At 44.9% G+C, this 15,314-nt stretch carries 11 protein-coding genes; all 11 read right to left on the reverse strand.

Annotated elements, in window-relative coordinates; all coding sequences use genetic code 11:
* Positions 1-133 precede the first annotated feature (133 nt).
* The 11 genes from NTX44_10825 to NTX44_10875 all read right to left on the reverse strand — a co-directional run bounded on the left by NTX44_10825 (position 134) and on the right by NTX44_10875 (position 15,249).
* Positions 134-2,164: a M1 family aminopeptidase gene (locus tag NTX44_10825; GenBank protein ID MCX6122093.1), complete on the reverse strand. Its 2,031-nt coding sequence runs from the start codon at positions 2,162-2,164 to the stop codon at positions 134-136.
* 152 nt (positions 2,165-2,316) lie between these two features.
* On the reverse strand, positions 2,317-3,609 hold the full coding sequence (locus NTX44_10830; GenBank protein ID MCX6122094.1) for a TolC family protein: 1,293 nt from the start codon (positions 3,607-3,609) through the stop codon (positions 2,317-2,319).
* A 223-nt stretch (positions 3,610-3,832) separates the two neighbouring features.
* Positions 3,833-5,452: a DHA2 family efflux MFS transporter permease subunit gene (locus NTX44_10835; protein MCX6122095.1), complete on the reverse strand. Its 1,620-nt coding sequence runs from the start codon at positions 5,450-5,452 to the stop codon at positions 3,833-3,835.
* Between the two features lie 2 nt (positions 5,453-5,454).
* Positions 5,455-6,480, reverse strand: coding sequence for an HlyD family secretion protein (locus tag NTX44_10840; protein ID MCX6122096.1), 1,026 nt, complete (start codon positions 6,478-6,480; stop codon positions 5,455-5,457).
* Between the two features lie 25 nt (positions 6,481-6,505).
* Entirely contained in the window at positions 6,506-7,120 is a 615-nt protein-coding gene (locus NTX44_10845) for a TetR/AcrR family transcriptional regulator (GenBank protein MCX6122097.1), read from the reverse strand.
* A 259-nt stretch (positions 7,121-7,379) separates the two neighbouring features.
* Complete coding sequence (locus NTX44_10850; GenBank protein MCX6122098.1) at positions 7,380-10,643, reverse strand: PDZ domain-containing protein; 3,264 nt, start codon at positions 10,641-10,643, stop codon at positions 7,380-7,382.
* A gap of 121 nt (positions 10,644-10,764) precedes the next feature.
* A complete protein-coding gene (tpiA, locus tag NTX44_10855; protein MCX6122099.1) occupies positions 10,765-11,523 on the reverse strand; it encodes a triose-phosphate isomerase in 759 nt (252 codons plus the stop codon).
* A 51-nt stretch (positions 11,524-11,574) separates the two neighbouring features.
* Positions 11,575-11,928 carry a four helix bundle protein gene (locus NTX44_10860; GenBank protein ID MCX6122100.1) on the reverse strand — a complete coding sequence of 118 codons (354 nt, stop codon included), beginning with the start codon at positions 11,926-11,928 and terminating at the stop codon, positions 11,575-11,577.
* A 59-nt stretch (positions 11,929-11,987) separates the two neighbouring features.
* The gene (gene gatB / locus NTX44_10865) at positions 11,988-13,445 is read right to left on the reverse strand and encodes an Asp-tRNA(Asn)/Glu-tRNA(Gln) amidotransferase subunit GatB (protein MCX6122101.1); all 1,458 of its coding nucleotides are present in this window, start codon (positions 13,443-13,445) and stop codon (positions 11,988-11,990) included.
* 106 nt (positions 13,446-13,551) lie between these two features.
* Complete coding sequence (gene sucC, locus NTX44_10870) at positions 13,552-14,715, reverse strand: ADP-forming succinate--CoA ligase subunit beta (protein ID MCX6122102.1); 1,164 nt, start codon at positions 14,713-14,715, stop codon at positions 13,552-13,554.
* Positions 14,716-14,739: 24 nt separating this feature from the next.
* A complete protein-coding gene (locus tag NTX44_10875) occupies positions 14,740-15,249 on the reverse strand; it encodes a zinc ribbon domain-containing protein (protein ID MCX6122103.1) in 510 nt (169 codons plus the stop codon).
* Positions 15,250-15,314 lie beyond the last annotated feature (65 nt).

Below are 15,314 nucleotides of genomic sequence, written 5' to 3' on the forward strand. Positions count from 1 at the left end.
ACTCTGCTCGGCGATAGCGTGATCGATGTCGCTGACTTCTTTCCATCTATCCTCCTTTGGATTCTTCTCGCTGTGGTACCCAAAGTATAAACTCTGGGTACCATCTGCAAGAAAAGTAGGAGGACAAATGTCCTTATTTCATCAAAACCATTTTCCTGGTTTCAAGTATTTCATCAACTTGCCCATTCTGACTATCGACTGACGGTACAACGGACAAACGATAAAAGTAAACACCACTTGGTACCGCCGACGCATTCCATTGACGCGAATAATAGCCTGGTTCCAATTTTTCACCAACAAGAGCCGCCACTTCTCTCCCAAGCACATCATACACTTTCAGATGTACAAATCCGGCTTTTGCAATTTGGAAACCGATTTTTGTAGTTGGATTAAACGGGTTGGGATAATTCTGGTAGAGAACTGATGAACGGGGCACCTGAATCAACATATCCACGCCTGTTGGAACTTGTTGATAGTCTTTGAGTATCCAGTTTTGAGGATCAAGTTGTACCGAATCGGGGCGCATTGAAGTTGTGCAGGTAAAGGACTGATTACCGATGTTATTGATCACCGTGAATGTTGTATCAAGTCCGGGTCCGAAGAATCGTAAATCAAGCGGCATGGTAAAATAATCAGGATCTGGTGTACCGGTTGTCTGTTGAATCCGGACTGTCGATAAATAATTCTGCCCTTGCGGAACAACGGAAAGCGAATAATAATACTTCGGATATCGTTCGCCATAGACCCATTCATTAAAGAAGGTGTTGAGATCATTTCCTGAAACTTGCTCGCACACTGTCTGAAAATCTCTTGTCGATGCAGTGCCGTACATAAATTGCGGATCGTTCGCATATGATCTCATGGCGCGGAAGAATGTCGAATCTCCCAAAACGTGTCTAAGCATATGCAAAACCCAGGCTCCTTTATTATACACGCGGCTTCCGTTAAACAGGTTGCTGACGTTTGCCGTATCTTGTACATAGAGCGATCCACTGGAGAGTTTAGCACTGCTTGCATATCCATTCATTCGAGAAGCGTAGGAAGGAAATCCATATTGTTTTTCGCGATAAAGGGCTTCGCAATATGTAGCAAATCCTTCATTCAGCCAGAGATCGGGCCAGGTTTGGCAGGTGATCATATCACCAAACCATTGATGTCCAAGTTCATGGGCGATTGTTATTTCTGAGAATGCGTACGTGCCAAGCGAAGTAAGTGTTTGGTGTTCCATTCCGCCGCCCCAGCCGAACTCCGCATGACCGTATTTCTCTTTTATGAAAGGATACTGTCCGAATAATCCGGAATAGACTTCCAACATTCTCGGTGTCCGGGAAATATTATTTCGATAACTGGGATATACCGTATCGAGCGTAGGTGTTACATAATTGACGACCTCCATCGAATCGGTTGGAGAATACTTATACCAATAGGATACGGTGTTGAAATTCGTCAGGGTAACAGAAACGAGATAGGTGGCAATCTTATAGCGATGTTTCCACTTATAGGTCGTTGTGCCGTCTCCATTGGAAAGCACTTCGATAAGTTTCCCCTGTGATACCGCTTTATAGGCGTTAAGACATGTGATCCAGATATCAACAGAGTCTGCCTTGCTGGACGGATGATTGATGCAGGGCCACCAATCGCTTGCTCCATAAGGTTCGCTCAGTGTCCAGATCCATTGAGCGCCATCCGACCGTACAATATCCCCAAAACTTCCAAAACCAGTAATGGCAGGAGTTCCATAATAATAGATGAGTACAGTGAAAGGCTCCCCCGAATTATAACTACGGAGACATGCAATGTTCAGAAGATCGGATGTATGAGAAAATGAAGTTCGTTGTCCATCGATAATAACAGAATCGACAGTCATAGCATCTGAAAAGTCGAGTGAAATCTGACTCAAACTATTTTGAAGGCTTTTACCAATTGCGGTCACGGACCCGGAGATTCCGGGCTTCACGAAAGACAAATTAAGTTTATAATATGTCACAGCGAAAGGACGAGGGATGCGAGTACTTTTTCGCATGAGATGCATGAAAGATGTATACCGGCTTTTTTCCATACGTTGGAGATTTTCCATCTCAACTGACGATGAATCTTGTGCCATTGCCAGTCCGGCTCCAAACAAATATCCGAGCACTATATATTTATAGATAAAATGGTTCATACTTCATGACCTTAAATGTCTTGTTACAATCACAAAATCCTGCCCATTCGATTATATCTTGAAGGATTGTCATTCCGAACTTGCCTGTCCGCCGTTTGTTTGGCAGATTTCGGCAACTATAGACCCTGAAACGAGTTCAGGGTGACAATGTATCAATTCTCATACGATGCACCAACCGCACGGCTGAGTTCATACTTGCTGATGACAAAGCGATAGAGCGCCTGCAAATTCATCAACCTTGCAGATGATTCGGCAGTCTCTGCATCCAACAAGTCCAGATTTGTAATCGAACCGGTTTCGTAACGAGTGCGTGCGATGGTTACTGCTTCTTGCGCCTGTTGCAGCTGCACTTCGGAAATTTGAACTTTTGCAATAGCTGCTTGAACGTCTGCGATGACCTGTTCTACTTCGGAACGAATCTGACGTTCAACATCTAGACCATGTGCTTGTTCTGCCTGAAGAGAAGCCTGCGCTTCTTCTTCCTGATGACTCACTCGGCCGCCATCAAACAGAGGTACTCGGGCTTGTACTCCCCACATCCAATTTCCACGCAGTGCATAAATATTGGGTTCATATCCATTCTTGAGTCCATACGCCGCACTCACATTGAGTGACGGCATATTACCACGCGAACTCAATTTCTTCTGGAACTGCGCAGATTGTTCAGCATCACGCACAAGCTTCACCTCAGGTCGTTGTTGCATCGCAACCTGAATAAGAGAATCGATGTCGAGGGCAATGGATGTTTGCTCAAAAGAACCTCGAATGAGAAGAAGAGTGTTTGCCTGGAAACCAAGCAGTTGACGTAGTATTGATTCTTGCTTTTGAAGCGAATTGAGAATTTCCACTCTTTGATTTTGGGACGCTGCGACGCGTACTTGTGTCGTTAGTACGTCAAAATTTGTTGCACTTCCTGCAGCAACTCGTTTCTGTGTCACCGTGATATGCTGGTTGAGCGCTTCAATTTGTTCGTCCTGCACCAGTAAGCTTTTCCTTAACAAAACGATTGTATAGAATGTGCGGATAGTTTGTGATGCAAGATTACTTTTTGTCAAACCGACCATATCGCGTGAACTCTGAACTCTTGCCTGGCTCAGCTCTTCGCTTGCACTCGTCTTTCCAAAATCATAGGCCGTATACCTTCCGACAATGTGTGCATCATAATTGTCTTCAGGTGCTAATACTAAATTTTGCCCGCCGAAGAAAAACGCCGGCACCGGACCAATGTGCGTGTAAGAAGCTTCTGTTGTTATATCCGGCACTCGAGCACTGGATATTTGTGAAACACGAGCTTCTGCTGCACGAGTATTTGCCAACGCTTGTTCTATGGCCGGATGGATTTGAAGAACTCGTTGAACGGCTTGCTCGACTGTTAAAGAATCTTGCGCAATTGAGATATTGATAAAAAACAAAACGAGAGAACTTATGGGAATCAGTAATTTCATAGTAGCGTATCCTTGATGTACATCATTCTAAAAATATATATGTGTGCTATTTTGGATTCCCGATAGCTGGAAGCCTAATAATGTATCACGCTTCGCGTGATTCAATTTTATGCCTCCGGCTGGGAATGACAAAAGGATAAATGTCATTCCCGCGGATTGTAAGCGGGAATCTTACTTTTAAATAATCCACTATGTAAAAATAATCCACTACAAATAATAGTAATTATTCTGCAACGATTATATGTTCCGATTTCTGCCTTTTCTTCGTACGAATAAAAAGGATTGGAACAAGAGCCGCAATGGTGATGATCGATGCCACCAGAAAATCATCTCCGACAGCCTGAATAAATGATTGTGTCGAAATATGGGATGCAATCAACGCATTTGCACGCATCGTTGCGAGAGATTGATTTCCTGCCAGCGCATTCATACTAAAGCGAGTTAAATGCTGTGCAACCATATGGTATGCATCCGATTGCGGGTTGACGGCCTGGCCATAAATCGACATATGGTAAATGGTACGGCGAAGCAATAACGTGCTCATAAATGCTATTCCAAAACTTCCTCCCAATTGCCGGATGATGTTAAACAAGCCGGAGGCCTGTCCGATTTTATGTTTCGGAACATTCGAGAGCGCCGACATGGAGAGCGGCGTGAACATCAATCCCATGGCAAATCCTCGAATATACAACGCGAGCATAATTTGGTGATGTTCTGAATAAAGAGACAATGAACTGTTGATAAACAGACTGCCGGCAAGGAGTGTTATGCCGATGCCTGCCGGAATTCGCGGATCGATTTTGTCCGATAAATATCCGGAAATCGGAGCAGTGATTGCTTGAAGAATCCCGACAGGAAGAAACAGCGACCCGGCTTGAAATGCCGTATACCCGAGTGAGAGCTGCAGATAAAGCGGCAGTAAAAACGTGCTGCCGAACATGCCGAATCCAAAGATAAAGAGAATTCCATTTGCAATGCTAAAGTTAAAATCCTTGAATAAGCTCAAATCGATCAACGGATGCTCGACAGTTAATTCCGTGATAAAGAAAATAATTAGCGAAAGAGAAGCGATCACAAAACAAGAAACGATAAAGGGTGATGTCCATCCCCCCGTATTCCATGAAGCGTTACCATCCGTTAAAGCTAACAAGAGTGAACAGAGAAACGCAGCCATCGAAACAAACCCGATCACGTCGAACGATCGTACACGTTCCGTTTTATATTCCCGCTGAATAACAGCTGTTGCAAATAAACCCATAATACCAACCGGCACGTTAACATTAAAGATTGCATTCCAGTTGATATTATCGATAAGGTAACCGCCGATCATCGGTCCGAGCGAAACGGAAGCCGCTGCGGCAATCGCCCAAAATCCGAGAGCAATCCCCCGCTGCTGCGGAGGAAATTCACGGGTGACGATAGCCATTCCTGTCGGCATGATGAGTCCCGCCCCGGTCGCCTGCACAATGCGGAAAAGGATCAGTACGTTTTCATTCCAGGCAAGGCCGCAAAGAAATGAACCGAATGTAAACAATGCAAGCGCGGAAAAATATGTCCGCTTGTATCCGAAATGATCTGCAATCCATCCGGAGGTCGGAAGCATCACGGCGAACACAAGCATGTACGCTGTGACAACCCATTCCACTTTATCCACGCCGATGCCAAATGAAGACATGATTTTGGACAACGACACATCGACAATGGTTGCATCGAGAACCGCCATAAACGTTCCGATCATGACATTTGCCAGTACCCACCAGCGGTACGAATCGTGCTCGTGATGCAGCGACGGCACACGACGAGTGAACCCTAGTTTCAAACGATGTGTTATTCCTTCAAACATAGTCAACGGACCTTTACCTTCACTTCAACAGACATCCCCGGAAGCAATTTTACCGGCGTTGGATGTGTGCCGGAAAATCGTTCAATGGATATTTTTATAGGGACCCGCTGCGTCACTTTTGTAAAATTTCCGGAAGCGTTATTCGGAGGAATTAACGAGAATTGTGATGCGGTGTTTGATCCCAGGCGAAGAATTGTTCCTCCAAACTTCACGTGCGGATAGGTATCCACGCTAATGTCGACTGTATCGCCAAGACGCAATGCTCCTATTCCGGTCTCCTCCAGATTTGCAGTCACCCATACATCTTTTACATTATAGATTGTGAAAATGGATTGACCGGGCTGTACAACATCGCCCGTGAGAACCCACCTTTTTGAAATCACACCTGTCATAGGCGATGCAATGATCGTGTTTTTCAATTGAGTTTGAATCACCCCCAGTTGAGCTTGCGCCGAAACGACCTGCGCATTTGCAATATTGAGGCGTGCCTGGAATGATGCTAGTTCACTTTGAGCATTATCGTATTGTTCTTTTGGGATAATATTTTGATGAAATTGTGTGGACGCACGTTTGAAATCGGTTTCCGCCTTTTCTAAATTCACCTTCGCGAGGAGAATATTTTCATGAGCAAACGCGAGAGACGCTTTTGCCTGAGTTTCCTGAGCGCGTAAATCGCTGTCATCGATCCGCACCAGGATTTGTCCCTGCTGAACTGAGTCGCCTTCATCGGCTGTCAACTGATCAATTCTCCCGAGTATTTTTGCACTCACCGAAACGCGATCTGCATCGATATAGGCATCGTCCGTCGATACATAATCACGGAGCTGGATGTAGTACATCCACGCGAAAATTGAGATCGCTAAGACAACGAGAAACAGAGGAATGACGACTTTCACATTTTTGTAGAGCGGAACGGTTTCAATAGGTTCTTCGTCGCCGCCTACCATCTCCCCCTTTTTTCCAACTACCATCTCCCTTTCTATTTCTTCTAAATTATGAACTTGTGGTTTCTCCTCTTTCTTTTTCATGAAAGATTATCCTTTCGTTTATATGCTATGATTTACTGCTGATGCCATGAAGAATGGTCTCGGCAAAAAGAAGCGTCTCCTGTTCATAGGAAACGCGGTCAGATTCAACGATTGCCTGGTGATCGTACCCGCGGAAAAACCGGAGATGTAGCCCTTGAAGAATATGCAAAATCATCGATGCGGTTTTTTGCGGGTGATCGAGCCGGAACTCATGGTTCTTTTTCCCCTCTTGCAGTATGTGTGCGATCTGCTGAAGTTCCTGCTGGAGAAATTCGGTAAAGAGATCTTTAAAAATCGATTTGACATCATTCCAGCCCTGCTTATGAAAGTGGCTCAGATTGCTCAATTGCTCCGTCAGTTTGATTCGAAGCTGAATGTACTCTAAAAATTTTTGGCCGGCAGAGAGTGAACCTTCAATGACCGTCTTGATACAGGAAAGGAACTCCACTTGTTCATGCTGGATCACCGAGCGGAAAATAGCTTCTTTTGTTGGGAAATAATAATAGAGCGATGCCTTTGCCATACCAACATCTTCCGCGATCTCGTCCATTGTTACCTTGGAATATCCGTACGAGGCAAAGCGGTGTTGAGCGGCATCCAAAATGAGCTTTTCTTTGTCTCTCGAAAGCATATTTCCCATAGTTGACCTTTCGACCTTAGGAGTTAAACAGTCGAAAGATACGAAAAGTTCCCTTTATATGTTGCTAATCCATTTCGCGAGATATTGGAGATTTAAAAAAGAGGCAACATCTTATATTCAGATGGTGCCTCTCATTAAATAAATGATAATGTATGATAAATTATTTTTCTACTTGTACAATACTTATTTTATTCGTAATGAAATCTACGAAGTCTCTCTTCTTTCAGATTCGGAAAGACCTCGAAGTATTTTCTCATAATCACCTACTCTTATCAGGATACGGAGGCGGCGGCGCAAGTTTTGCCGGCTTCGTCTTCATTTCATCCAGCACCTGCTGAATTGCCCGGTTGAGTTGTTCGTCCTCGCCAGAAAATTCCTTCGCCGGATCGTTATCAACGACGATGTCAGGATCAACACCATGGCCTTCCATGATCCACTCTTTGCCCTCAACATCGTACCGGGAGAACTCCGGTTTATTGAGGAACCCTCCATCGAGCAGCGGCAGTGTTCCACGAATTCCTACCACGCCGCCCCACGACCGTTTCCCGATAATCTTTCCCAACTTCGCCTGCCGGAATCGATAAGCGACAATGTCGCCGTCAGACGCCGAGAATTCGTCGAGGAGCAGGACTTTTGGACCCAGAACCGTTCCACCCGGATCGATGGACGGAGCTCCATTGCGTGCTATATCAATCATCGCGATCTCACGCCGCAAGCGTTCTATAATTTGCTGTGACACATTCCCTCCGCCGTTTCCGCGGCAGTCGATGATGAGGCCTTCTTTGCGAAGCTGTGGATAATAGTACTTCACAAATTCATTCAGGCCCGGCACACCCATATCCGGCACATGCACATACCCGATTTTTCCGTTCGTTGCCCTGGACACCTTTTCGATGTTTGTCTGTACCCAGTTATAATAATAGAGCGGTTGTTCGTTGCCGGTTGGTATAACGGTCGTTTCATGGGCACCGGCTTCCTTCGGCTCTGCATTGAGCTTCAACTTCACTTGTTTCCCGACAGTATTGACAAGCGATTCATAGATGTCTGTCATCTGGTTTGTCGGCTTGCCATCCAGGGCAAGTATGTATTCACCCTCTTTTGCGTTGACACCGATTTCCGTTAATGGCGAGCGAACACGCTGATCCCAGTTCTGACCTTTAAGAATTTTGACGATGCGGTAGTATCCCGATGTTGCATCACGTTCAATCTTTGCACCCAGCAATCCGGTCTGAATACGTTCTGCTTTCGGCATATCCCCGCCGCCGACATACGTGTGTCCCGCATCTAATTCACCGATCATTTCGCCGAGAATATAGGTAAGGTCGGCTCGATGATTGACAAACGGTACCAATACTTCATATTTTTTTCTTATTCCGACCCAATCGACACCATGCATGTTGGGAGCAAAGAAGAAATCCCGCATCTGCCGCCAGCACTCATTATAGATTTGCGTCCATTCGGAGTGATGATCGAGTTTCACTTTCATGTCGGAAAGGTCGAGTTTTTCCTTGATCTCGATCTTCGCCGTCGGGAGATCGATAATCGCATAAGATTTTTCCTGTCCCACCAGCATCTTTTTTCCGTCGGCAGAAATTTCGAAACCGTTGAACTCGCCCAGCTCGGTTTCCTTCTGCTTCTCCAGATCATAGAAGAATAGTTTTGCTTTCTCATCTTTGGTGCCGCTGCGAATATAATAAACTTTTTCTCCGACCGATTGGAGATTCCGATAACGCGATGCAGTAACAGGAAGTACTGTAACGCGTCCCTGAATTCCATCGACATCAACCTTCACAACAACTTCCTTTTTCTCGTCCTTCTTTTTGTCGGATTTTTCTTCCGACTTCCCGGACTTTTCTTCCTTCATCTTCACTTCATCGCTCTTCGGTTCGAATGGTGATTTTGTCTCCTTTGAGAGTGTCAGTAAGTATATCTTTGCCATATCGAAGTAGGCATGGTTCCATTCTGTTTGACTGTATGATGGATTGAATGTACGATTGGAGACAAAAAACAGATATTTCCCATCCGAGCTGAATGAGGGTTCATACGACGAAAACCAGCCGTCCGTTACTTCAATGGCTTTCTGAGTTTCCAAGGAGTACAAACAGAGCTTCGTCATGACTTCCTCTTCCGGCTTTGCAAATGCAATCCACTTGCTGTCGGGCGACCACGCATAATCGGTAAACTCCCACTGATCCGACTGCATCACCAGTGTTACTTTCTTTGATTCTACTTCAACATACAGCAATCGCTGTTGTTTGTCGGCCCACAGTATCTTCTTTGAATCCGGAGACCAGATAATATTATACTTGTACACATCGCCGTTTGTGGTCAGCCGGGTCGGTGTTCCGCTTCCGTCTTGCGACATTATATAGATTTCATCTTCACCGGTCGCATCGGAGATGTATGCAATCGATTTACCGTCAGGTGACCATTTGGAATTACGCTCATGTACACCGGCGGTTTTCGTCAAATTGCGAATGTTGCCATACTTGACAGGTATTGTAAAGATATCACCTCTCGCACCGAACAACGCCCGGTTGCCATCAGGTGCGATTTCATAATTTGTAATATTCTTGCTTACATCCACCAGGCTGCCGCGCCCGCCGTCGAAATCATCATTGATGGAAATTGTGACTTTCTCTGCCTTTCCACTGGCGAAATCATATTTGTAGATATAGCCGCCATTCTCGAATACGACCGCATTATCACCAAGCGATGGAAACTTGATGTCATATTCTGTGAAATTCGTAACCTTCTTTGTTTCCTTGGTGTTCAGATCGTAAGAGTAGAGATTCATCCTCTTGTTCTCATCCCGATCGGAAATGAAGTAGATCGTATTCCCGCTCCACATCGGAAAAATATCTTGCGCAGGATTATTGGTGATGTCAGTTGTCTGCTTGGTTTCAAAATCGTAGATCCAAACATCATCGGCTTGGCCGCCGCGATATCTTTTCCAGGTTCTGAACTCACGGAAGACACGGTTATAAGCAAGTTTTTTTCCATCGGGAGAATAGGAACAGAATCCTCCGCGCGGCAGCGGTAACTGTTCGGGGATGCCTCCATTGACCGATGCGAGATACAACTGTCCTTTGAAATCATTGAACTCAATCCGCCGCGAACGAAAGACAACATGGTTGTCGTCCTTCCAGCCCATAACAATATTGTTTGGTCCCATACGATCGGAAACATCATCGCGGTCGAGCGTCGCTGTGAATGTGAGCCGTTTCGGCACTCCACCTTCAGCCGGCATGAGATAGACTTCTGTATTGCCATCGTACTGTCCGGTAAAAGCGATTTGTTTTCCATCGGGTGAATAATGAGCAAACATCTCGAAACCAATATCGGTTGTCAATTTTCGGGCAATACCTCCCGTTGCCGGTACCGAATAGAGATCTCCTGCATAAGTAAAAACAATCTGATTCCCATGAATTGCAGGGAATCGAAGCAAGCGGGATTCCTGTGCAAATAGATTCGATAGTATCAACATCAGACATGAGAACTGAACAATGAGACGGTGTGTCATGAGAGTACCTCAAGAGATATGTGATGGTCAATTGTAATCAAATCTACCGAATAGTATTGGAAAAACAAAAGGCGATATAGCTGAGATATCGCCTTTCTTCATAAATATTTTTTATAGATGCTTACGCCGCTGCTTGCACGATTGCAGCAAATGAATCTGCTTTTAAGCATGCACCGCCGACAAGCGCGCCGTCGATATCCGGCTGATGGAGTAATTCTTTTGCGTTTTCCGGTTTCACACTGCCACCGTATTGAAGAATAACTTTCTCCGCAATCGCCCAGCTATATAATTGCCCGATAAGTTTGCGAATAAGCTGGTGCACTTCCTGCGCTTGCTGCGGTGTTGCAACCTTGCCGGTACCAATTGCCCACACCGGTTCGTACGCGATGATCAGCTTCTCAACATCTGCGGCTGGAATATCTTTCAAGCATCCCTTTACCTGTACCGATACGATTTGATCGGTGATGTTCTTCTCGCGTTCTTCCAATGTTTCGCCCACGCAAATGATTGGAATCAGTCCGGAGGCAAGAGCCTTCTTTGCTTTTTTGTTGATAAATTCATTTGTCTCTTTGAAATACTGCCGCCGTTCTGAATGTCCGAGTATAACATATTGGCATCCAACAGATTTCAACATTTTCGGCGAGACTTCACCCGTGAAAGCGCCCTCATCCTCGTGATACATATTCTGTGCACCAATCGCGATGGGACTGCCTTCGAGCAGTTTCTGTGCAAGTGCAAGCGACGTATACGGCGGGCATACAATCGTCTTCACACCGTTTGGAAGGACTGCAAGTTTCGTTTTAAGACCGTTAAGGAGTTCTGCCGACTCGTTCAGGTCTTTGTACATTTTCCAGTTACCAGCTATTACTTTGTTTCGCATTGATGATCCTTTATGTTGTCTTTGAGTTATTAGTCGATGAGTCTATGAGTATTATTTCTTGATTGCTTTTTTTAATCCATCCAACATTGCAATAATTTCATTTGTCTGAGATGAGAGTTCGTCATAATTTATTTTTTCTACATATTTACTCCGAATTGCGATATCTAAACAAGCTAAACACTCAAATCCGGAGCGAATAGCAATGTCCAAGAACCTGGCATATTCTAATTTCGATGAATTTCCTGCACCTTCTGCAATATTCAAAACAATGGAATCTGCCGCTCTCCGCCATTGAGAGGTCAATCCAAACATTTCTTCTTTAGGAAATTTCCGTACACATTGACGGACAGCAAATGAGTAATCAAGCGACTTCTCATAAACTCGCAAGTTCTTAAATCGATTCATTCGATCTGTCCATTCTCATTATTTATACTCACAACTCAATGACTCATAGACTTAAAGACTCAAAGACTCAGTTTCCTCAACAGTAATTCATTCACCACTTTGGGATTCGCTTTTCCCTTCATTGCCTTCATTATTTGTCCGACAAAGAAACCAAATACCTGCTGCTTTCCGCTTTTATATTGCTCAACTTGTCCTTGGTTGTTTGCGAGAATCTCATCAATTACTTTTTCAATTTCAGAGACATCGCTTACTTGCATTAAACCCTTCTTCTCGACAATCGCTTTGGGCGATTCTTGTGTCTTCAACATTTCTTCAAACACATCTTTGGCAATCTTGCCGCTGATCGTTCCGTCGATTATGAGACTGATCATGTCGGAGAGATTTTTGGGAGTAATCGGGAAATCAGAGACAGCGATATGCCGCTCGTTAATGACACGCAGAACGTCCACCATCGTCCAATTGCTTGCTATTTTATAAGTCTCTTCGTTTTTCTTTTTAAGATTTGAAACGATTCCATCGAAATAGTCCGCTACTTCGCGGTCAACGGTAAGAATATCAGCATCGTACTTCGGCAATTTGAATTCGTTGATATAGCGGTCGCGGCGAACAGTCGGCAATTCCGGTAGTTGCGCTTTGATTTCATCAATCCACTCTTCGTTTACCAGAACCGGCACTAAATCAGGATCAGGAAAATAGCGATAGTCATGCGCCTCTTCTTTCGAGCGCATCGGCACGCATATTCCTTTATCAGAATCCCACAATAATGTCTGTTGAACTATTGTTTCACCACTTTCGAGCGCTTCGATTTGACGGGTGATTTCATATTCCAATGCTTTCTCGACGAAGCGGAAGGAATTCAAATTCTTTACTTCCAGCTTCGTGCCTAATTTCGTTTCGCCCTTTTTCCGCACCGAGACGTTCGCATCACATCGAAGACTTCCTTCTTCCATATTACCATCACAGATGCCAAGATATGTGACAATCTGACGAATCATTGAGAGATATTGATAGGCCTCGTGCGGTGTGTGCATATCGGGCTCACTCACGATCTCAATAAGCGGAACGCCGCACCGGTTCACATCCACAAGCGTATCGGTGTCCTGATCATGAATCGACTTGCCGGCATCTTCTTCCATGTGAATGCGCGTTATGCCGATCCGCCGTGTTGTTCCATCCTTCAATTCTACATCCAGCCAGCCGTTTGCACAAATCGGTTCTTCATACTGTGATATCTGGTAGCCCTTTGGCAAATCCGGATAGAAATAATTTTTTCGAGCAAAAATAGATTGAGGGGCGATGGTGCAATTTGTCGCCAGACCCATCTTTATAATGAACTCGACATGATTTCTGTTCAACACCGGAAGCACTCCCGGCATACCAAGACAAACCGGACAGACATTGGAGTTAGGATCATTCCCAAACTTTGTGGAACAGCTGCAAAACGCTTTCGATTTGGTTAAGAGCTGTGCGTGAACTTCGAGTCCAATCACAGGTTCGTAATTATCATTCCAGGGCATAAAAAAGTCTATGAGATTATAAGTATCTGAGCCGTTGAGATAAAAGAAAAATTCATTACTGACTACTGATAACTGATCACTTACAACTGATCACTGATCAACTGCCTCACGCCGCAATCGCGTTTGTTACTTTCTCGGCGGCTTCTTTCAACGTGCCCGCCACAAGAAATTTTATTCCGGAGTTTTCTAAAATCTCTGCTGCAAGTTCGGCATTTGTACCGGCAAGACGAACGACGATCGGAACCTGCACATCGACATTTTTCGCGGCCTCCACTACTCCTTTTGCCACACGATCGCACCGCACAATCCCGCCAAAAATGTTAATGAGGATGGCCTTTACATTCTCATCTTTTAAAATAATTTTGAATCCGGCTTCCACCGTTTCTGCGCTGGCTCCGCCGCCGACATCAAGAAAGTTCGCAGGCATTCCGCCTGCAAGTTTGATAATATCCATTGTCGCCATTGCAAGCCCTGCGCCATTGACCATACACCCGACATTCCCATCAAGTTTTATATAATTGAGATTGGATGCCGCGGCTTCCACTTCAAGCGGTTCTTCTTCATCAATATCGCGCAGCTGTTCATATTCCGGATGGCGGAAAAGTGCATTGTCGTCAAAGTTGATCTTGGCATCGAGCGCAATAACATGTCCTTCCTGCGTAACGACAAGCGGATTTATCTCGGCCAGGGATGCGTCGGTTGCTTCGTATGCTTTGTAAAGCGCCAATAAAAATTTTACTCCATTCTTCAATGCGTCGCCTGTTAACCCGAGACCGAAGCAAAGTGTTCGCGCTTGAAACTGTTGAAATCCGATGAGGGGATCGATTGCTTCTTTCAGTATCTTGTCCGGTGCTTCGGCAGCGACTTTTTCAATCTCCACTCCGCCTTCCGTAGAAACCATCACCACATTTTGCGAGCGCTGACGATCCAGCGTAATACCGACATACATTTCCTTTGCGATATTCATACCTTGTTCAACAAGCAAGCGGCGGACAATGCGTCCCTCCGATCCTGTTTGATGCGTTATGAGACGCATGCCAAGAATTTCTCCGGCGCGCTCGCGAACTTCTTCTAAGCTTCGCGCAAGTTTTACGCCGCCGCCTTTGCCGCGTCCGCCGGCATGAATTTGCGCTTTCACAACCCACACGCTTCCGCCGATCTTCTCAGCCGCGTTCACTGCTTCATCAATCGTGAATGCCACTTCACCTTTCGGTACAGGAACTCCAAACTTCTTGAGAATTTCTTTTCCTTGATATTCATGAATCTTCATGTTGAATTCCTTTTTCGTTCTGATCTATAGTTCAGATTCTGCGTCATTCATATCAGTTTCCGATGATTTCCACTCTATAATTTCCTCCACTGCATCTAAAAATTCCGGAATAGGGACATATACTTTCGCCGGTTTGTTGATGTTGCTGCGCGAGATGGGCGAATCGCCTCCGCCATCCCAAATAAATCCGATGGAATTAAAATTCTGCACTAATACTTTATGTCCGGCTGATTCCAAAATCGATTTTACCAGCTCTGCATCGGATATTTCTGTCGAACGAAATATTTCCGCCCAATCTTGTTCCACTTTCACTTTTCGATGCGCAGAACAAAGAAAACGTCCGCGAACCTTAGTACCGCATTCTTCACAACAAAGTTTACGGCAGATAATACAAACACCTGCTCCAGGTTCCAGCGTATGCAAATCGCAGAACTCCTGGCCGGCTTTCGTGAACAGCACTCCGCAATGTGGGCAGAAATCGCTGTCATCTGTAATTTCTTCGCCGCAATACGAACATTTAATATATTCTGACATTTTGATTTAATGATTTATGGTTTAAAATCTCGCGATTGAGTTAATTTTTTTTCGATTCGAAGTTG

Source organism: Ignavibacteriales bacterium, assembly GCA_026390575.1.
GTDB lineage: Bacteria > Bacteroidota > Ignavibacteria > UBA10030 > UBA10030 > Fen-1298.

Bases quoted from the DNA above. Each gene is read 5' to 3' on its own strand.
- sucC (MCX6122102.1), bottom strand. From the start codon at position 14,715: ATGAAGATTCATGAATATCAAGGAAAAGAAATTCTCAAGAAGTTTGGA.
- NTX44_10845 (MCX6122097.1), bottom strand. From the start codon at position 7,120: ATGGGAAATATGCTTTCGAGAGACAAAGAAAAGCTCATTTTGGATGCC.
- NTX44_10860 (MCX6122100.1), bottom strand. From the start codon at position 11,928: ATGAATCGATTTAAGAACTTGCGAGTTTATGAGAAGTCGCTTGATTAC.
- NTX44_10840 (MCX6122096.1), bottom strand. From the start codon at position 6,480: ATGAAAAAGAAAGAGGAGAAACCACAAGTTCATAATTTAGAAGAAATA.
- NTX44_10835 (MCX6122095.1), bottom strand. From the start codon at position 5,452: ATGTTTGAAGGAATAACACATCGTTTGAAACTAGGGTTCACTCGTCGT.
- NTX44_10830 (MCX6122094.1), bottom strand. From the start codon at position 3,609: ATGAAATTACTGATTCCCATAAGTTCTCTCGTTTTGTTTTTTATCAAT.
- NTX44_10875 (MCX6122103.1), bottom strand. From the start codon at position 15,249: ATGTCAGAATATATTAAATGTTCGTATTGCGGCGAAGAAATTACAGAT.
- NTX44_10825 (MCX6122093.1), bottom strand. From the start codon at position 2,164: ATGAACCATTTTATCTATAAATATATAGTGCTCGGATATTTGTTTGGA.
- gatB (MCX6122101.1), bottom strand. From the start codon at position 13,445: ATGCCCTGGAATGATAATTACGAACCTGTGATTGGACTCGAAGTTCAC.
- NTX44_10850 (MCX6122098.1), bottom strand. From the start codon at position 10,643: ATGACACACCGTCTCATTGTTCAGTTCTCATGTCTGATGTTGATACTA.
- tpiA (MCX6122099.1), bottom strand. From the start codon at position 11,523: ATGCGAAACAAAGTAATAGCTGGTAACTGGAAAATGTACAAAGACCTG.